This window comes from Flavobacterium fluviatile (assembly GCF_010645065.1).
GTDB classification, from domain to species: Bacteria; Bacteroidota; Bacteroidia; order Flavobacteriales; family Flavobacteriaceae; genus Flavobacterium; species Flavobacterium fluviatile.
In genome coordinates, this window is sequence record NZ_JAADZW010000020.1 from 1 (window position 1) to 20,396 (window position 20,396).

At 34.8% G+C, this 20,396-nt stretch carries 18 protein-coding genes; 5 read left to right on the top strand and 13 right to left on the bottom strand.

Annotated elements, in window-relative coordinates; translation table 11 throughout:
- Positions 1-154: 154 nt before the first annotated feature.
- The 3 genes from GXM17_RS16890 to pyrH form a co-directional block, all read right to left on the bottom strand.
- Entirely contained in the window at positions 155-2,650 is a 2,496-nt protein-coding gene (locus tag GXM17_RS16890) for a DUF5686 family protein (protein WP_163400558.1), read from the bottom strand.
- Positions 2,651-2,768: 118 nt separating this feature from the next.
- Entirely contained in the window at positions 2,769-3,332 is a 564-nt protein-coding gene (gene frr / locus GXM17_RS16895) for a ribosome recycling factor (protein WP_163400559.1), read from the bottom strand.
- Between the two features lie 134 nt (positions 3,333-3,466).
- On the bottom strand, positions 3,467-4,174 hold the full coding sequence (pyrH, locus tag GXM17_RS16900) for a UMP kinase (RefSeq protein WP_163400630.1): 708 nt from the start codon (positions 4,172-4,174) through the stop codon (positions 3,467-3,469).
- 183 nt (positions 4,175-4,357) lie between these two features.
- On the opposite strand from pyrH, the gene GXM17_RS16905 reads away from it, so the two are divergent.
- On the top strand, positions 4,358-4,975 hold the full coding sequence (locus GXM17_RS16905; protein ID WP_163400560.1) for a thioredoxin family protein: 618 nt from the start codon (positions 4,358-4,360) through the stop codon (positions 4,973-4,975).
- Between the two features lie 368 nt (positions 4,976-5,343).
- Here the strand turns inward: GXM17_RS16905 and truB are convergent, their stop codons facing one another.
- The 7 genes from truB to GXM17_RS16940 form a co-directional block, all read right to left on the bottom strand.
- A complete protein-coding gene (gene truB, locus GXM17_RS16910) occupies positions 5,344-6,030 on the bottom strand; it encodes a tRNA pseudouridine(55) synthase TruB (protein WP_163400561.1) in 687 nt (228 codons plus the stop codon).
- Positions 6,030-6,827 (bottom strand): undecaprenyl-diphosphate phosphatase, encoded by a 798-nt coding sequence (locus tag GXM17_RS16915; RefSeq protein WP_163400562.1) that lies wholly within the window; start codon positions 6,825-6,827, stop codon positions 6,030-6,032. Before GXM17_RS16915 ends, truB begins: the two co-directional genes overlap by 1 nt.
- Positions 6,828-6,921: 94 nt before the next feature.
- On the bottom strand, positions 6,922-7,170 hold the full coding sequence (locus tag GXM17_RS16920; protein WP_163400563.1) for a DUF3098 domain-containing protein: 249 nt from the start codon (positions 7,168-7,170) through the stop codon (positions 6,922-6,924).
- 76 nt (positions 7,171-7,246) lie between these two features.
- A complete protein-coding gene (locus GXM17_RS16925; protein WP_163400564.1) occupies positions 7,247-8,122 on the bottom strand; it encodes a cell division protein FtsX in 876 nt (291 codons plus the stop codon).
- A 270-nt stretch (positions 8,123-8,392) separates the two neighbouring features.
- Positions 8,393-8,983 (bottom strand): molybdopterin-dependent oxidoreductase, encoded by a 591-nt coding sequence (locus GXM17_RS16930; RefSeq protein WP_163400565.1) that lies wholly within the window; start codon positions 8,981-8,983, stop codon positions 8,393-8,395.
- Positions 8,984-8,997: 14 nt separating this feature from the next.
- On the bottom strand, positions 8,998-11,001 hold the full coding sequence (locus tag GXM17_RS16935; protein WP_163400566.1) for a TonB-dependent receptor plug domain-containing protein: 2,004 nt from the start codon (positions 10,999-11,001) through the stop codon (positions 8,998-9,000).
- Between the two features lie 122 nt (positions 11,002-11,123).
- Positions 11,124-11,471: a winged helix-turn-helix domain-containing protein gene (locus GXM17_RS16940; protein ID WP_163400567.1), complete on the bottom strand. Its 348-nt coding sequence runs from the start codon at positions 11,469-11,471 to the stop codon at positions 11,124-11,126.
- A gap of 236 nt (positions 11,472-11,707) precedes the next feature.
- Here GXM17_RS16940 and GXM17_RS16945 point away from each other — a divergent pair, with 236 nt between their 5' ends.
- Positions 11,708-14,854 (top strand): leucine--tRNA ligase, encoded by a 3,147-nt coding sequence (locus GXM17_RS16945; RefSeq protein ID WP_163400568.1) that lies wholly within the window; start codon positions 11,708-11,710, stop codon positions 14,852-14,854.
- 436 nt (positions 14,855-15,290) lie between these two features.
- Positions 15,291-15,977, top strand: coding sequence for a zinc metallopeptidase (locus GXM17_RS16950; RefSeq protein WP_163400569.1), 687 nt, complete (start codon positions 15,291-15,293; stop codon positions 15,975-15,977).
- A 127-nt stretch (positions 15,978-16,104) separates the two neighbouring features.
- Here the strand turns inward: GXM17_RS16950 and GXM17_RS16955 are convergent, their stop codons facing one another.
- The 3 genes from GXM17_RS16955 to GXM17_RS16965 all read right to left on the bottom strand — a co-directional run bounded on the left by GXM17_RS16955 (position 16,105) and on the right by GXM17_RS16965 (position 18,209).
- Positions 16,105-16,575 (bottom strand): Lrp/AsnC family transcriptional regulator, encoded by a 471-nt coding sequence (locus GXM17_RS16955; protein ID WP_012022648.1) that lies wholly within the window; start codon positions 16,573-16,575, stop codon positions 16,105-16,107.
- 204 nt (positions 16,576-16,779) lie between these two features.
- Positions 16,780-17,529 (bottom strand): uroporphyrinogen-III synthase, encoded by a 750-nt coding sequence (locus tag GXM17_RS16960; RefSeq protein WP_163400570.1) that lies wholly within the window; start codon positions 17,527-17,529, stop codon positions 16,780-16,782.
- Positions 17,530-17,540: 11 nt separating this feature from the next.
- Positions 17,541-18,209, bottom strand: coding sequence for a DUF4271 domain-containing protein (locus tag GXM17_RS16965; protein WP_163400571.1), 669 nt, complete (start codon positions 18,207-18,209; stop codon positions 17,541-17,543).
- Positions 18,210-18,315: 106 nt separating this feature from the next.
- Between GXM17_RS16965 and GXM17_RS16970 the strand changes: the two genes are divergently transcribed.
- Positions 18,316-19,041, top strand: a complete 726-nt coding sequence (locus GXM17_RS16970) for a polyprenol monophosphomannose synthase (RefSeq protein WP_163400572.1) — start codon at positions 18,316-18,318, stop codon at positions 19,039-19,041.
- 10 nt (positions 19,042-19,051) lie between these two features.
- The gene (locus GXM17_RS16975; RefSeq protein ID WP_163400573.1) at positions 19,052-20,392 is read left to right on the top strand and encodes a dihydroorotase; all 1,341 of its coding nucleotides are present in this window, start codon (positions 19,052-19,054) and stop codon (positions 20,390-20,392) included.
- The last annotated feature ends 4 nt before the right edge of the window (positions 20,393-20,396 follow it).

Sequence of the window (20,396 nt, forward strand, 5' to 3'; positions counted from 1 at the left end):
TGTTTATTAATTGTTAGTATTTCAAAGATACATTTTCATATTTTTAATCTATGTCAAAGATATGAGCCCTGATGGAAACGGCATCCTTTTGTGCCGGGGTTCGGCATAAAAGATATAGTGTACAGCAGGAACAGCTTCTTAAAAAGATTTTAGTTTACAAACCCAAATCCAATACATAAGAAATCTTAACGGCAATATTATCTTCGAATTCAGGTAATTGATTGGGTCCGTAACGGTAAAAACCTCCTAGACCAAAACCTTTGTAGATTTTGTTTAACTCAATCCCGGATTCAAAAAAACCTTTGTCCAGTGTCTTATAAGACGGTCCGGCATGCTGTTCCGGTTTCTCCATATTTCCCCAGGCCATTCTGGTAACTAATACTAAAGAAGGGCGAACTTTTTTCAGGATTTTTACTCTGTTAAAGCCATGTTTTATCTGGAAAAAAAGATATTCGCTGGAGAAAAATTCATTAAAAAACATTGTTTCAAAACTGTTTCTGCCTGCAAAAGTAATACGCTGAATGACTGTTTCTTTATTGAGATTGTTGGGCATTGTGTTGTACAAATGCGTGATTGGAACATCTCCCATAGCGTAGCCTCCCTGTAATAAGAGACTGGTTTTTTGCCCGTTTAAATATTTTTTTTCGTACTCTGTTTTAAAATCAATTTTGGCAAAACTGAAATCATTATCCAGAACATTTGGCAAAGACTGAGTGAACTGAAAAGTAAATCTGGGAAAACGTTTTTCGGTTTCAGACCTGCCTGTAGGTGTCTGCATGAAATCACTAAAAGGCGCCCAGACAATAGAAGCCATTGCGGTTGTCATGACATAGTTGGAGTAAAATTGCCCGTTATAATTAAAAAGATAGTCAAATTTTGGTTCAACAAACGTTCTTGCTAATTCAAATACCGCTTCTGTTTTCGGAAAAATTTTTGTCTGGAGATAGGTTTTCCAGCTGATATAATGGTAAAAAGTACTAATGTTGATTGGACGTGGATCGTAAATTTTGAAAACGCGTTTGTCAACAGCAAAAACAGTACTCGCTATTTCCCGTACATCATCAGTGTAAGATCCGATTAGCAATGTATTGGTGTTTTTCTCCAATAAAACGCCGGAACCGAGATTGTATTTGAATTTTCCATCTTTTGTTCCATAAGCGCCATAGCCTTCAATTCGTAAATTTTTAGAAAACCGGTCGTTTGTAATACCGCCCAGACCAAGTCTGAAACCTTCGTAATTGTTGTAGCTGATAATTTTTTTCAAATCAAGATCTACCGGGCCAACAGGATAAAAACCATTTATGATTTTTCGGCCTATTCCTAAGCGTTTTTCAATTCTGTTGCGAATTGAAATGCTGTCAAGCAATAAATAGGTTTTCTGGCTTTTTAAATCTAAGGTGTCTTTGCGGTATTTATTCCAGAATGTATCTGTTTTTTTACTGGCATCTTCTTTAATTTCAATATAAAGGGATGGATTATTTATTTGTGAATTTGTATTATAATGAATGTCGAAATTGTTGCTTTCGGAGAGCACATAAGTAAAATCGGAGGCACTTTTTTTTCTGGTTGTGAAAGCATCTGCTGCATCTCCGTCAAACTGAATAGTTCCTCCTAAAATTTTAATATCGTCGTCATTTTTTCCTTTTACAATTTTAAAAGTAGTATTCGCAGGAAACCATATTTTTTGATCCGGAACATAATCAAATTCATGTATTCCGCTAATATCGATCACACCCCTTATACGCATGACAGCTTTTGCGATGGCAAAATTTTGCTGATCGATATACAAAACGCCTTCTAAGCCGGCTGCCTTTCTTTTTTCTTTATTTTTAAAATAAATCATAAAGGTGTTTCGGCCTTTAATGTTTACGGTGTCGAGCAATTTATAATTGTAATCTTTTAGCGCATCATCCGAAACAGGGTTTTTGTATTTGGTTTCAAAAAGTTCGTACTTCGGATCATAAATAGAGATAGACTGCAAATTGAAAGCAATGATTTCGTAAACAGGCTGTTTAAAACCTGCCATTTTTGTGCCCAGAATAGTTTCCTTTAGTTTCTTGTTTCCGAATTGATATTGTGATACTTTTTCGGTTTGAAACAAATGCTGTCTGCTTATGATTTCTTTAAATTTATAATCAGAAGAGTCAATGTTTATTCTTTTTTTCTTTAAATCTTTATAAGAAGCAGATGAGTCTATTCTGCCCTTAATAGAATCTGGATTAGCCGTTACAATCAGTTTGTTGTATGTTTTATATTCAAAACTGTTGAGTTTTTTCTGCGGGTTATTGGTGTTTTTGCCGGCAATTGCCTTTCTTACAATAGCCAATGCGGGATCTTCATTAGAAATCACCACTTCTTTAAGGTTATCTGTTTTTTGTTTCAGCGAAACCTGAAAAAACTTTTTGTTGTCTGATACCGTAATGATTTTAGTTTGAAAACCAATGTATGAAACTGTAAAAGAATTGATTTTTAATTTTGATGAAAGCATAAATTTTCCATCAACATCTGTAATTGTATTATTACTGTCTGAAGTTGTTATTGTAGCAAACGGAAGAGGTTTGTTTTTTGAGTCTTTAACAATTCCGTTTATTTGAAATTGCGCCTGTAGGGTAAGCGTGAAAAACAAAGAGATTAAACAGAATAGCTTCATACTGAGTATTGTGGTTTTAAACCAGGGGAATTGATTTTTGGTATGCAAAAGTAGTAATAAAAAAATCCGTCTGGGTATAATTTTAACCAAACGGATTCTTAATTTTATGTCAAATAAGTTACACTTTCATTATTTCAGCCTCTTTAGCAGCTAATAATTCATCTATTTTTTTGGTGTAAGTATTGGTCAGGTTCTGAACTTCTTCTTCGGCAGATTTGCAAATATCTTCAGAGGTTCCTTCCTTTTCTAATTTTTTGATATCGTTATTAGCATCTTTACGGGAGTTACGGATACCAACTTTAGCATCTTCAGCTTCAGCTTTCGCCTGTTTTGCCAAATCCCTGCGGCGTTCTTCCGTCAAAGGCGGAACACTGATTATGATTACATCACCATTGTTCATTGGGTTGAAACCAATATTGGCAACCAAAATTGCTTTTTCGATTGCTGATAACATGTTTTTTTCGAAAGGCTGCAATGTAATGGTTCTGGCGTCAGGGACACTAATTTTGGATACCTGGGAGAGCGGCGTTGCAGCACCATAATAATCAACAAAAACACCTCCAAGCATTGCCGGTGAAGCTTTTCCTGCACGAATATTTAGAAATTCTTTTTCTAAATGCGCAATCGTGCCATTCATTGATTCTTCTGTACTTTCTAATATGAAATCTATTTCTTCAGTCATTTTTTTAGATTTTAAATTTTTTTAAGATGAGTAGATTTTAAAAACAGATTCTTTTAATTTACTAACTATTAATTATTTTTAAAGATTATTGGAATTAGAAACCTATTATTTGTCTGTAATTCTATCTAAACGGTCTAAATATTTACAACAGTTCCGATGTTCTCACCTTCGCAGATTTTCAAAAGATTTCCAATTTTGTTCATATCGAAGACAACAATTGGCAGCTTATTTTCCTGGCTTAATGTAAAAGCTGTAGTATCCATTACATTCAGTCCTTTTTTGATCACATCATCAAAAGAAATGAAGTCAAATTTTACTGCGGAAGCATTTTTTTCCGGATCACAATCGTAAACACCATCTACCCGGGTTCCTTTTAGGATAACATCTGCATTGATTTCGATTCCTCTTAAAACAGCTGCGGTATCAGTAGTAAAATAAGGATTTCCGGTTCCGGCACCAAAAATTACAATTCTTCTTTTTTCAAGGTGGCGGTCAGCCCTTCTTTTGATATAAGGCTCAGCTATAGACTCCATTTTCAGAGCAGTCTGCAAACGGGTTTTCATTCCTTTGTCTTCAAGAGCACCCTGCAAGGCCATTCCGTTAATAACAGTTGCAAGCATTCCCATGTAATCGCCTTGTACTCTGTCCATCCCTGAACTGGCACCGGCAACTCCTCTAAAAATATTTCCACCTCCAATAACAATAGCAATTTCTACTCCTTTGTCGTGAATCTGCTTAATTTCGTCGGCATATTCGGCTAATCTTTTAGGGTCAATTCCGTATTGTAAGTCTCCCATTAAGGCTTCGCCACTTAATTTTAGAAGAATTCTTTTGTATTTCATGTGTGTTGCTTTTGTTTGTGCAAATATAGACATATTCTGTTTTTTTAAAATAGTGTTTTAAAAAATTAATTGTTCTTTTCTAATTAAATTTCCGCTGCTTTTACGATTTTTTTTAAATGTGATAAAAGTCATTCAGCGATCTTTTTTAAAAACGTATTTTTAAGGCATTAAAACGAAATAAATATGAAAAGTATTGTAGCCAGAGCATTATTCAATAGTTATTCTTATGCTGAATATCGAAAAATAGTCACTGATTTATTGTCAGAAGGAAAATCAACCGGTAATGAACAATCTGAAAATTTGACACATTATACGAGTCTAAATGAAGCAAGAATGAATCGTTTAGAAAAAACCATCAAAATTTCTGAAGATGTAATTTCAAAATTGCAAAATCTCGAAAATCATTATATATGGCTGGTTATCTCTGAAGGCTGGTGTGGTGATGCGGCTCAAATACTTCCAATATTAAACAAAATGGCTGTAGCTTCAGATAAGAAAATTGATCTCAGAATTGTTTTAAGAGATGAAAATGAAGAATTAATGAGTCAATATTTAACAAATGGCGGAAAGGCAATACCAAAAGTTATTGTGATTTGCAAAGAAGCCGGAATTGTTCGCACAGACTGGGGACCAAGACCAAAAGGCGCAGCAGAACTGATGGCAAATTATAAAAGGGATTTTGGTGTTATTGATGAAAAAATCAAAACCGACCTGCAATTATGGTATTTAGCCGACAATGGGATTTCTGTACAGAAAGAATTAGCTGAAATTATGGAGAATATCAAGTATAACCGTTTGTGATTTTGTGGGAATATATTACTAAAATTTTCTTCTTAATTAAGTGAAAACAAGTGATTTATTAATAAAAAACATGAATAAGGGTTATTATAATTTAAAATTTTGTAACTTAGAAATATAATCCCACTTCTACTATTTATTTTTGATTTGCTTTTTATTGGTGTTATTTAATGTTTAATAATTAAAAATACACTATTATGAAAACGTTATTCGAAAAATTCTACGATTTTTTTTCAAGATTTTTGTTTGGAGGAAAAAATATACCTCACTATTAACTAAAGTTAATATGAAATAAAATTATTTTTTCACCGGAAGATGGCTGAGCACATTACTATCGTCACATTTGTAATGTGCTTTTTATTTGTTGTGTTTTAAAGGCTTTCTTCAAAAAGAGTAATATCAATTGCGTCTTTTACATTATAATCGCCAATTTTAGTTCGGCGTAAAACAGTTAAATGCGAACCGGAATTCATTGCTTTTCCAAAATCAAAAGCCAGGGAGCGGATATAAGTTCCTTTACTGCAAACTACTCTAAAATCAACTTCGGGTAATGCGATTCGCGTAATTTCGAATTCATGAATAGTGGTTTTTCTGCTTTCAATTTCTACAGTTTCTCCGGCACGTGCATGTTCATACAACCGAACGCCATCTTTTTTGATAGCTGAAAAAATAGGCGGTTTTTGATCGATTTCTCCTAAAAACTGCTTTACGGTTTCGTGAATCAAAGCTTCATTGATATGTTCTGTTGGAAAAGTCTCGTCGATTTCAGTTTCCAGGTCATAGGACGGAGTAGTGGCACCAATATAAAAAGTTCCTGTATATTCTTTTGCCTGACCCTGAAGTTCTGATATTTTTTTTGTGAATTTCCCGGTGCAGATTAGCAATAATCCGGAGGCTAACGGGTCTAATGTTCCGGCATGGCCAATTTTGAACTTTTTTGGAAGTCCAACTTTATTAATCAAAAGATATTTCAATTTATTGACTGCCTGAAACGAACTCCATTTTAATGGTTTGTCTATCAGTAAAACCTGTCCGTTTAAATATTCTTCAGGTGTCATTATATGATTGTAAGCGGGTGAATGAAAAAGTGAATCAGTAATAAAATGATTCCTGCAATAATACGGTAATAACCAAAAACTTTAAAACCGTTTTTAGTTAAAAATCCAATGAAAGTTTTAATTGCCAAAAGCGCAACAATAAAAGCGACGACATTTCCAATGATTAGTATGTTGACTTGGTCGTGTGATAATTCAAAACCGTCTTTGTAATAATCATAACATTTTTTTGCCGTTGCTCCTAACATTGTAGGAACTGCAAGGAAAAATGAAAATTCGGCAGCAGTTGTTCGGGAAAGCTTTTGTGACATACCGCCTACAATACTGGCGCCGCTACGTGAAACTCCCGGAATCATAGCGATACACTGAAATAACCCAATTTTAAAAGCCTGCAAATAAGTGATTTCCTGGGAAACCTCAGAGGCGTTTGGATTGTTAAACCACTCGTCAACTTTTAATAATATCAACCCGCCTATTAAAAGTGAAATCGCAACCGTAACCGGATTTTCTAATAAACCATCGATAAAATCACTTAATAATAAGCCTAAAACTACTGCCGGAATAAAAGCGACTAAAAGTTTAAAGTAAAAATCCAGTGTCTGGAAGAAACGCCTGAAGTATAAAACCACAACAGATAGTATAGCGCCAAGCTGAATAACGATAGTGAAAAGTTTGGTAAAATCTTCGTGGGCAATTCCAAAAAAAGAAGAGGCAATAATCATGTGACCAGTTGAAGAAACAGGTAAAAATTCTGTAATTCCTTCAATAATGGCAAGAACAATAGCTTGTAATGTATTCATTAAAATTAGATTTTTAGATTTTTAGATATCTTAGATTTTAGACTTTAAAAGATTAATCTAAAGATCTAGGAAGTCTAAGAAGTCTAAAAATAGTCTATTTGGATTTTTTAAATATAGAATAAATCGTGATTCCAAAACCAGTCAAAACAGTTGTAGGAGCGAGCCTGATGCGTCTAAAGCTAAAAACTTCTTCGTTAAAAACATTTGGATCCTTACTTCCTCCTCCAGACATTAAAATAAAGCCTAATACGATAACACCAATTCCAATCAATAAGATTTTGTAGTTGATGTTGTCAAAAAGGAATTCCTGTTTTTGTTCTTGTTCGTCTTTATTATTTTTCATTATTCTTTTTTTTTGTCACCCTGAGCGGAGTCGAAGGGCTATTTGTTTTGGAAATCTAAATCACAGTAATCCGATGTTAATAAAGATCGTCGGTTCTTAAATTAAGGAAACGCTGTGTTGCAAAGTGTGTGCTTACCCAGGTAATCAAAACTCCTAAACCAAATACGGCTAACAGAACTAAGCCAATCAATGCTTTGTCTTCCATAATTCCTAATCCCGGGAAGTTGTTTTCCACATAAAGCAAAAGTGCAATCAAGGCAACGATTGCCAGTGCTGCCCCTAACATTCCCAGTTTTACACTACGCATAACGAATGGTTTACGAATAAAGGCTTTTGTTGCGCCAACCATTTGCATGGTTTTAATGATAAATCTGTTAGAATGAATGGATAAACGTAAAGAACTGTTGATCAATAAAACTGCAATTACCGCCAGAAAACCGCTGATAATCAAAATCCACATACTGACTTTTTTGATATTGTCATTTACTAAGTTGACCAACTGTTTGTCGTAAACGATATCTTCGATCATGGTATTTTTACGAAGATTGCTTTCAATTTTTGTGATGCTGTCTCTTTCAACATAATCTGCTTTAAGATGTATATCATACGAATTCAGTAATGGGTTTTCTCCCAAAAAGGTGAGGAAATCTTCTCCAATAATATCGGTATGCTCTTTTGCCGCTTTTTCTTTGGTAACGTAAACATACGATTTCGCAAAAGGAGCTCTTTTTAATTCGGTATCAAATGCCTTTACAACACTATCATTAGCTTCATTTTTAAAGAAAACGGTCATCGCGATTTTTTCTTTAAAATCATTGGCCAGTTTTTTTGAATTAATAATGAATATCCCCAGTACTCCCAAAAGGAATAGAACCAGAAATACACTCAGTACAACCGAAAAATAAGAGGAAATTAACCTGCGCTTTTGAAATTTATCAAAGTTAGAACTCATAGTATGCTTAAATTATGTGGTAAAAATAAATAAAGAATTTCTTTATTTAAAGTTATTAACGAACTTTTATACTATAAATGTACAATTACCTATTGAATAAAAAGTTGATTTTAATTGAATTTAACCGCAAAGTGCGCAAAGATTTTTAATGCTTAAGGTTATAATAACGCAAAGTCCGCAAAGCTTAGTATTTATAAAGCTTTACGGACTTTGTTTTTTTGTGAGACTGCTAAGTGAATAACTTTGCGTGCTTTGCAGTAAAACAGCAGTTTATTTTACTTTACATACCTCAATGCTTTTTAACCAGTAAACATGTCTGGGTCCAGTTTTGATATCATTTTTACAGATCGCAATCATTTCGCCATTTTTCACAGGTTTTCCATTTTCTTCAAAAAGAATGAACGTGTTTTCCCCTGTCGGATTATTGAAAATTTCTGCCCACGAAAAAGTGGCTTTGTAATCATCAGAGGCTCTGGCTACGATATAAAAATTTCGATCCTTATGTCCGTTTTGCCTGATTTTGGCTTTTTCTAAAATATCTTTCAAAAGAACGCCTTTACAAACTTTATCATTTTTTTTAACCTCACCGCTTTGACAAACAACTTTGAAGTCATCAATTGTAACTACCTTCATTTTTTTTAAGGAATCAACAGTCAGTTGCATCGGAAACTCAACATCGCCTTTTACTTCAATTTGATGATTGACCATTTTTAAACTGTCGGCTGCAGAAAGAACAGGGTGTTTGTCATTATCAGATTGTAAAGTTTTTTCTGTGGAAAGTTTTTCTTCTTTTTTAGAAGAATTACACATGGAACATGAAAATGCAATTAAGAGAATGAGAATGTAATTTTTAGTTTTCATATAAAATTTTGAATTTAGTTTGAATTGAAAAATCGAACTGTTACAAAAAAGTTTCTGCCTTCTTCGGGATAACCTTCGACAAGACTGTAATTTCTATCGGATATATTATTAATTCCGGCATCAATGCTTACATATTTTAGCACTTTAGTGGAAACAAAACCGTTCAGAAGTGTATAATCCGGAACGCTGATGCCATAACTTGTGCTGTAACGGGAAGAATTAAACTCAGTATTAGCTATTAATTTTAATGCTTCCAATGGAGCATATTCAACTGTTCCTATGACTTTTGTATTCGGAACATCGGTAAAATGAACAGCCGGATTGGTTATGTTTTTTCTTTCAAGATAAGTATAATTGGCAGTAATAATTAATTTTTGAATTGGCGTATAACTCAATTGTGCTTCAATTCCTTTGTATTCGGCTTCGCCAAAATTCTGCATCTGCGATTTTCCGGGCTCTACATTGCTTATACTCAAAATAACATTGGTTAATGAACTATAAAAAATAGCGGTTTGAAAGTTTAGTTTCCCGAAAAACTGAACGTTGTAATTCAATTCATAATTCAAAGCCGTTTCAGGTTTCAGATCCGGATTTGGGATCGCAGTTCCCATTCGGTACGAATAACGGTCTTTGATGGTTGCAAATCGTGTTTTTTGCGAAACGCTTGCGCCTAATTTTTGTAATTCCGTAAACTGATAAAACAATCCTATTTGTGCATTGAGCGCCTCGCTTTTTCCTGCATTGGGATAGTCCGAAATTGCTTTTGTGGTACTGTTGTAATCCTGCGCCTGTTTGTTTTCTCTGGAGTTATAACTTACTCCCGGAATTACCGTAAATTTAGCTGTTACTTTATAAATGTCTTCTAAACCAATAGTGATTGTTTGATCATCAAATCGGCGAACCGGCTCACCTGCATTGTTTTCCCGGTGTACATCTTCTTTGAACTGAACGGCAAATTTCAGCGTGTTTTTAGGAATAAAACGGCTTTCGTATTCCAGATTTGCTCCATAAGTATAATCGTCATAAAAACTCTGAAAAGCATAAGGTTTTGTGATTGAGGTATAATTTGCATCATCATAACTAATCAGTAAATTTTTGAATTTATCATAATACAATCTTGTCTTGAAATTGTTTTTGTCATTCAGATGGGTGTTCGAAATAAAATAAATACTTTCCTTATCCCAGTTTGGCCATTGCCAGTAACGAGGCCTGGCTAATAATGAATTTTGAGTGTCACTTCCTGCATATACAGGATTTCCTTTTTCGCCCTTCTGATTGATGTAGCCTAAAGCATATTCACTGTTTTTATTTGGCGTCCAGCCTATCTTTATACTAACTTTTTGGTCAGTACGATACAAATTGTCTCTTTCTTTTCCGTCTTCATTTTTCATCGGAACAAAATCTTTCGACATTTGATAATACTTTCTGTCTAAATAAGACAAACCTCCCTGAACGTAAAACTTACCCAAATTTGTACCAATATTAAGATTGCTTCTTTGGCCATCAGTATCAATTAATCCTAACGAACCATCAAATTCAAACTTTTTGGTTGGTTTTCTGGAAACTAAATTGATAGCTCCTCCCAATGAATTCGGACCATAGATAATAGATGAAAATCCTTTGGAAACAGTAATTGCTGCAAGATCAAAAGTGGTAAACCGGGCCAGATCGACATAACCATCATAAGGGACATAAACCGGAATTCCGTCCATATAAACGGGAACTTGCCTCAAATCAAACCCACGAATGGTAACCATTGATTCGTTTCTTGAGCCAGATGCGGTCAGATTAATTCCCGGAAGCAGATTTAAGGCTCTGGAAACTTCCATTTTGTTTTGGGATTCCATTGTTTTGGAGGTAACCCTGTTTGTAGTTTCCTGATTCTGATGATTCGTGACAATCACTTCTCCCAGTTTGAAAATATTTGTTTTTTTAATTGAATCAGTTGATGCAGGATTGTTTTGCTGACTGAATCCGAGTATCGAAAAAAGTAGAAAAAGAGTGGTTTTTAATTTCATAATTTAGAAAACAATTCAGTGTGTTTAAAAATGAATACTGATGATTTGAATTTGGTTTTAGTTATAGGATTTAGTTTTTTATACCTCAGTATGTTTTGAAATGAATAGTGCTGTTTAAATTTTTAAAATTTCAGATTTTGAGTTTCTTTGATGGCAAAATCTTTAATTCGCTTTTCGACTTCATAAAAAACAACAATTGCTTTTTCACCTGCTTCAGTCAGTCGGGCACCACCTCCGCCTTTTCCGCCGAGAAGTTTTACCACTAAAGGAGTTTCTGCACGTCGGTTCATTTCTTCAACCAGCTGCCAGGCCTGACGATACGCCATTTTCATTTCTTTTGCAGCATTGGTAATCGATCCGGTTTTTTTGATATTTTCAAGAAGCCAGATTTTACCAATACCCAAAAACGGACCATCAGATTCTTCAATCCAAAGCCGGACCTCGACATTGTATTTTTTATTCTCACTCATTGATGCAGATTTAAAGAGAAACTTTTTTGATAATCGATTATCTTATATACGTATTTACAATGCAATATTAAGTATTTTTACGTAAACAAAATACGTATTTTGTTATTTTATTTGTTTGTCAGTGAAATAGCTTTGCAACAAGCCACAATAAATGTAAATTTGCGCTCTTATAATTAAGCGACAAAGAGAGGAAAGCCTCAGAACCTTTGCAACTTAGAACCTTAGTACCTTTAGAGATGAAATACAATCCAAACGAAATTGACGCCAAATGGCAAAAATATTGGGCAGAAAATCAAACTTTTGCAGCAAAAAATAACTCCGAAAAGCCAAAACATTATGTTCTAGATATGTTTCCTTATCCTTCAGGAGCAGGATTGCACGTTGGGCATCCGCTGGGTTATATTGCTTCAGATGTGTATTCTCGTTTCAAAAGACATCAGGGCTTCAATGTTTTGCATCCAATGGGTTACGACAGTTTTGGATTACCGGCTGAGCAGTACGCCATTCAGACAGGTCAGCGTCCGGAAGATACAACCCGCGTAAATATTGACGGTGGTGTGGATAAAGAAGGTAAGCAAATTGCGGGTTACAGAAAACAATTAGATAAAATCGGTTTTTCTTTTGACTGGGCACGTGAAGTTCGTACCTCAAATCCGGATTATTACAAACATACACAATGGATTTTTATTCAGTTATTCAATTCCTGGTACAATAAAGATTCAGATAAAGCCGAGGATATTTCAAATTTGGTTTCTATTTTCGAAAAAGAAGGAAATGCTAGTGTTAATGCAGTTTGCGATGATGCTGTAGAAGCATTTACGTCTATTGAATGGAACGCTTTCGCGAAAGAACAACAGGAGAAAATCTTACTTCGATACCGATTAACGTATCTGGCAGAAACAGAAGTAAACTGGTGTCCTGGTCTGGGAACTGTTCTGGCAAATGACGAAATTGTAAACGGAGTTTCAGAGCGTGGAGGCTTTCCTGTTATAAGAAAAAAAATGACACAATGGAGTATGCGAATTTCTGCTTATGCCGAACGCCTGCTTCAGGGTCTAAATGATATCGACTGGAGTGAGTCTATAAAAGAGTCTCAAAGAAACTGGATTGGAAAATCTGTGGGGGCGATGGTTAAGTTTAAAGTCCTTAGTCCAGAGTCCTTAGTCCAGAGTGAAACTGAGGACTTAGGACTAGGAACTAAGGACTCTTTTATTGAAGTTTTCACTACTCGTCCTGATACTATTTTCGGAGTAACTTTTATGACTTTGGCACCGGAACACGATTTGGTAGCTAAAATTACAACTCCGGAACAAAAAACAGAAGTTGAGGCATACATCGAAAAAACGGCAAAACGTTCTGAACGTGAGCGTATGGCCGATGTAAAAACCATTTCGGGAGTATTTACAGGAGCTTATGCTGAACATCCGTTTACAAAAGAAGCTATTCCGGTTTGGATTGGTGATTACGTTTTAGCAGGTTACGGCACTGGCGCTGTAATGGCGGTTCCTTGCGGTGATGAAAGAGATTATGCTTTTGCTAATTTCTTTAAAGGCCAAAACGGAATGCAGGAAATCAAAAACATTTTCGCAAATGTGGATATTTCTGAAGCCGCTTACGGATCAAAAGACAACGTTGAAATTGCCAATTCTGATTTCTTAAACGGATTAAATTATAAAGAGGCTACTAAAAAAGCAATCGAAAAATTAGAAGAAATTGGTCAGGGAACCGGAAAAACAAATTACCGTTTGCGTGACGCTGTTTTTTCTCGTCAGCGTTATTGGGGTGAACCGTTCCCGGTTTATTATGTAAATGGATTGCCAAAAATGATCGATGCACAGCATTTGCCGATTATTCTGCCGGAAGTAGAAAAGTATTTGCCAACAGAAGACGGATTGCCGCCATTAGGAAACGCTGCGGTTTGGGCTTGGGACAATGTTCAGTGTTCAGTTGTTAGTACTCAGTTGATTGACAATGTCACTATTTTTCCTCTTGAATTAAACACTATGCCAGGTTGGGCGGGAAGTTCATGGTATTGGATGCGTTATATGGATGCGCACAATGAAAACGAATTTGCATCTAAAGAAGCTTTGGCTTACTGGGAAAATGTAGATTTATACATTGGAGGAAGCGAACACGCTACAGGTCACTTATTGTATTCTCGTTTCTGGAATAAATTCTTAAAAGATAAAGGTTTTGCTCCAACCGAAGAACCATTCAAAAAACTGATCAATCAGGGGATGATTTTGGGAGAAGGTGCTTATATACACGAGCTTAAATTAAGTTTTAAATGGCATTATACTGAAGGAGTTCATGAAATTGGTGAAAATGAAAGAATTTCAGAAATTTTTCAAGAAAGTATTCCTAAGATTTTAATCTCTTATAATGGTGAAGATGGAACAGATTTTAAAAAACTTGATGATTGGTTGAATTCTTCGGAAATTTTTAAAGATATAAGAGATAACTATTTTTCTAAAATTGAATCTGAATTTCCTAATTCAAACATAACTGAAGAAGATAAAAAAATATGGGTTTCGAGTATTCAAGATATACGTTTAGATATAAATCTTCTGAAATTTGGAACAAATGATTTAGATATTGAAAGATTTAGAAATGCTCCATATTATAAAGATTTCTCAAATGCATTAATAATTGATAGAGAAGGAAAACTCACCGATAAATATACATGTAAAAGAGAAATAGGTAAAATGTCAAAGAGCTGGCTTAACGTAGTAACGCCAGATGATATTTGTGCAGAATACGGTGCTGACACATTACGTTTATACGAAATGTTCTTAGGTCCGTTAGAACAGGCAAAACCATGGAATACTGCTGGAATTTCGGGAGTTTTTGGTTTCCTGAAAAAATTATGGAGATTGTATTTTGATGATAACGGTTTAATCGTAAACAACGACGAACCAACAAAAGACAACTTGAAATCGTTGCATAAAACCATCAAAAAAGTAGCAGAAGATATCGAGAATTTCTCTTTCAATACTTCGGTTTCTCAGTTTATGATTTGTGTGAATGAATTGTCTTCTCAAAACTGTCATTCACGTGCAATCTTAGAGCCATTAGCAATTTTGGTTTCGCCTTACGCACCTCACATTGCTGAAGAATTATGGTCGCAGTTAGGACACACCACTTCAATTTCTGAAGTGGCTTTCCCAATTTTTGAAGAAAAACATTTGATTGAAACCAATAAAGAATATCCGGTTTCTTTCAACGGAAAAATGCGTTTCACCATCGAATTGCCTTTGGATTTAACCGCAGCACAAATTGAAGAAATCATAATGAAAGACGAAAGAACGCAAAAACAATTAGATGGCAGAACGCCAAATAAAGTGATTATTGTTCCTGGAAAGATCATCAATTTGGTAGGATAACCAAATAATTCCAATATTTAAAATTCCAAATTCCAATTTTGCGATTGGAGTTTGGAATTTTTTTGCGCCTTATTTGTCATCCTGAGCGGAGTCGAAGGACTTTTTACGTTATGAAGGTCTTCGACTCCGCTCAGACTGACACAAATGAGTATAAAACGATTAAAAAAAGTCTTTGTAAAACACCGCATAGTTTGTCGTTCCTCGGGAATGACAACATTGAGCAAAAAAAAACTTACGTTATTAGCGTAAACCCTCATGTATTTTGCGGTTAAAAACACAATCCAATATTAGAATTTAGATTTTATGTTTTAATCAAAATAAAAGAATTCACAATTAAAATCTAAAGTTGAGTGTCATTTTGGCATTTTACAAAAATGGTTCGTAAATTGTTGTGACTTTTGACAAGACAAAACATAAACTAATAAAATATAAAATCATGGGAAGCGGATATTTAATTCTTGCCGGGGCTATTATGTTATTTAGCTGGCTGGTAAGTTCAAGATTAAAAAGTAAATTCGAATTATATTCAAAACTGCAATTACAAAACGGAATGAGCGGTCGCGAAATCGCAGAAAAAATGCTGGCTGACAATGGGATTTATGATGTTCGAGTAATTTCAACTCCGGGACAATTGACAGACCATTACAATCCGGCGGATAAAACAGTTAATCTAAGTGAAGCAGTTTACAATCACAGAAACGCAGCTGCAGCAGCCGTAGCAGCGCACGAATGTGGCCACGCAGTACAGCATGCCATTGGTTATGAATGGCTGACAATGCGTTCGGCATTAGTTCCAATTGTAAGTGTGGCATCCAATTATGTGCAATGGATCTTGCTCGCCGGAATCCTGATGATCAGGACTTTTCCGCAATTATTGTTAGTTGGGATTATCATTTTTGCTGCCACAACTTTGTTTACCATCATAACATTGCCTGTTGAATACGATGCAAGTAACAGAGCACTGGCCTGGTTAGAAAATAAACGAATGCTCACACAACAGGAGCAGGCAGGTGCAAAAGATGCCTTAAAATGGGCTGCAAGAACGTATGTTGTAGCCGCTATTGGCTCAATTGCTACTTTGTTGTATTATATTTCGATTTACTCAGGAAGTAGGAGGAACTAATATGACAATTGAGATAATTAGTCAATTAGATAATTTATACCAAACCCGACATGATTTTAAAATCTGTCGGGTTTATTGTTTATATATTTTTAAATTATCTAATTTTCAAATTGGCACATTATCTAATTTACAACTGAATCTGCCTGTCAATCTGCTGGTCCAGCGAAATAAAAGTTTCAGTTCTCGAAACTCCTTCAATTGCCTGAATTTTGGTATTTAAAAGCTGCATTAGATGTTCGTTGTCACGACAGATAATTTTAATCAAAACCGACCAGTTTCCTGTGGTGTAATGGCATTCTAAAACCTCAGGGATCTTTCTCAGTTCTTTTACGGCTTCAGAATTTCGGGAAGCTTTGTCGAGATAGACACCAATAAAGGCCATGGTGTTGTAACCTAAAACTTTTGGGTTTACAGTAAATTTTGACCCCGAAATCACACCGGATTGTTCCAGTTTTTTTAACCGCTGATGAATCGCAGCTCCCGAAATGCCTATTTTGTTGGCAATTTGAAGAATAGGTTTTCGGGCATCGTCCATAAGATAACGAAGGATTTCTTTGTCGATACCGTCAATTTCGATTAATAGCGAGTTGATTTTCATAACTTGAAATTTGAAACTAATTCTTATGATTTTGGTTTAAAGCAGAAATCAAATGTAGTTAAAATGCCCTGAAAAAGAAAATTCTAATATTGTTTAAATTCCAAATCTCAAATTCCAAAGAGATAGGATTGTTGTAAAATAAAAATTCCAAATCCCAATTATTAAGCTGGAATTTGGAATTTTAAGATTGTATATTTTTAGAATTTATTTCGCTTTATTTGCTTCAGCGATGTATTTTTCTAAAGCCATTGTCATAGAAGGAGTTTCAGGAGTCGGGGCAAGAATATCGATTCTTAAACCGTGATCTAAGGCTTCTTTTTGAGTTGTGCTTCCAAATACAGCGATTCGGGTATTGTTTTGTTTAAAATCAGGAAAGTTTTTAAACAGTGATTTTATTCCGGTTGGACTGAAAAAAGCCAAAACGTCATAATAAACATCTGCTAAATCGGATAAATCACTCATTACAGTTTTGTAAAAAATAGCTTGTGCCCAGTCTACTTTTAAACCATTTAAAGTTATAGGTGCATCAGCATTTAATTGATCAGAAGCCGGTAATAAGAATTTTTCGTCTTTGTATTTTTTGATAAGTGGCGATAAATCTGCGAAATCTTTAGCGCCAACGTAAATCTTACGTTTTCTGTACACTACATATTTTTGCAGATAAAAAGCAACCGCTTCAGACTGACAAAAATATTTTAATCCTTCAGGAACTTTGTAGCGCATTTCATCTGCTACCCTGAAAAAATGATCAACCGCATTTCGGCTCGTTAAAATAATTGCAGTGTAATGATTAAGATCGATTTTTTGTAATCGGATCTCTTTTGCACTAACTCCCTCCACATGAATAAAAGGTCTGAAATCAATTTTTATTTTGTGTTTCTGTTGGAGCTCAAAGTAAGGGGAGTTTTCCACTTTAGGTTCAGGCTGTGACACCAAAATTGTTTTCACTTTCATATTATAGACATTTACTGAGCCGCCTTTGTAATCCAGTAATACAGGAAATAATAAGGGGCTATTTCAAGAGCGCAAAGATATAAAATAAAATAAAACAATTTATTGATTATTGTATTTTGATAAGTTTTAATTGAAATAAAGTAAGAAAACATACTTATACATGCTGAAACGCCTATTATTACTAGCGGTACCATTTTAGGAACATCGTCATGATAGAATAAAATTGCATTGACAGGAAGAATTAAAAGGCCAATATAGGTTCGGTAAGTTGCTTTTTGTAGGTTAAAAAGGTCAACAAATTCATTAATATTGAAAGAAGTTCCTACGATTTTTTCAATTAAATACTTTGCCAGTATAAAGTATGTAAGAAAAGTGACAATCTGGGTAAAAAGCATCCAGTCTGTTTTTGCAGCATAGCCAAAAATATACATTGTGAGCTGTATAAAAAAAGCATACGAAATAATCTGTACAAAAAATAAGGCAACAGTAAAACTGCTTTTTAAATGTGAAACGTCACGGTAAATTTTAACGTATTTATCTGAAAAAATAAGTTTGGTAAACTCGCTGAATCTGTTTTCGTAAGCAGATTTAGTAATCGCAACAACAGCGAAAGCCAACACAAACAAAAGTGTTGCCCAATCTTTGTTTTCTATAATTCTGGGGTGAAGCTGTTCAATCATAACGTTACAAAATTAGTGATTTTTTGGCTCAATACTTTTATTATATATTTATTATGAATCAAATGCTATAAAAAGTTTACTTTTGCGGTGAAATTACGCAGAAAAAATGAATGATAGTATTGTCATAATTCCTACCTATAACGAAATTGAAAACATAGAAAGTATAGTACGTGCTGTACTTACGCAACATAAATCTTTTCACCTTTTAATTGTCGATGATAATTCTCCCGACCACACTGCTGATAAAGTAATTGCGCTTCAGGAAGAATTTCCCGGAAGGTTGTTTCTTGAAAAAAGAGCAAAAAAATCCGGTCTGGGAACAGCTTATGTTCATGGTTTTAAATGGGCCCTGGATCGTAAATATGATTTCATTTTTGAAATGGATGCTGATTTTTCACACAACCCGAACGATCTTGAAAAATTATATGAAGCCTGTCATTTTGGAGGCGCTTCTTTAGCGATAGGATCCCGTTATGTTACAGGCGTAAATGTGGTAAACTGGCCTCTTAGCCGTGTATTGATGTCTTATTTTGCTTCGGTGTATGTAAAGTTTATTACCGGAATGAAAATTCACGATGCGACAGCAGGTTTTGTATGTTATAAAAGAGAAGTACTGGAAAAAATAAACCTCGATAAGATCAAATTTGTTGGATATGCTTTTCAAATCGAAATGAAATATAGAACTTATTGTGGTAAATTTGAAATAACAGAAGTTCCGATTATTTTTACAGACCGTACTAAAGGAGTCTCAAAAATGAGCAATGCCATTATTAAAGAAGCGATACTTGGAGTTATTTCACTTCGATTAAAAAAATTATTCAATACACTATAAACGAACGGCGATGAACAGGATTTTAATTAAAAATGCCAAAATTGTAAACGAAGGATCAATTATTGAAGGTGATGTTTTAATAGAAAACGACTTAATTGTTGAAGTTGCAGACAGCATCAGTCTGAAATCATCCGATTGTAAAGTAATAGATGCCGAAGGAAATTATCTGATTCCGGGAGCAATCGACGATCAGGTACACTTTAGAGAACCGGGACTGACACATAAAGGCGATATCGAATCGGAATCGAGAGCTGCTGTTGCCGGTGGAATCACTTCTTTCATCGAACAGCCAAATACAGTTCCGAATGCGGTTACTCAGGAAATTTTAGAAGATAAATACCAAATTGCTTCCCAGAAATCATTTGCAAACTATTCGTTTATGATGGGTGCTACAAATGATAACCTTGAGGAAGTTTTAAAAACAAACCCTAAAAATGTTGCCGGAATCAAAATTTTCCTGGGTTCTTCAACGGGAAATATGCTGGTTGACAGAGAAGAGACTTTAGAAAAAATATTCTCAAGCACACCAATGCTGATTGCGGTTCATTGCGAAGACGAAACTACAATTCAGAATAATCTGGCTGAATTCAAAGAAAAATACGGAGATGATATTCCGGTAACGGCGCATAATCTGATCCGTAGCGCTGAGGCTTGTTATATTTCGTCTTCAAAAGCGGTGGCTCTGGCAAAAAAAACCGGAGCGCGTCTGCATATTTTCCATCTTTCTACTGCAAAGGAGATGGAATTGTTTACAAATAAAATTCCACTGGAAGAGAAAAAAATTACGGCTGAAGTTTGTGTGCATCACCTTTGGTTTACCGATGAAGATTACAAAACAAAAGGAAATTTTATCAAGTGGAATCCGGCTGTAAAAACGGATGATGACAGAAAAGAACTTTGGAAAGCCCTGAATGACGGCCGTATTGATGTTATTGCAACCGATCATGCACCCCATACAAAAGAAGAAAAATTACAGTCATATTTAAAAGCACCTTCCGGAGGACCTTTAGTGCAGCATGCTGTTGTTGCGATGTTTGAAGCGTACCATCAGGGGAAAATCACGGTGGAGAAAATCGTAGAGAAAATGTGTCATAATCCTGCGAAGATTTTTAAAATCGAAAAAAGAGGTTTTATAAAAGCAGGGTATTATGCAGATTTGGTTATTGTAAATCCAGGTTTGCCATGGAGTGTAAAACCGGAGAACATTTTGTATAAATGTGGCTGGTCTCCATTTGAAAATTATACTTTTAAATCAAGAATTACGCATACTTTTGTAAATGGAGAAATGGTTTATAACAACTTTAAGGTAAAAGATATCCGTGCCGGAAAACGATTATTATTTAACAGATAAACTG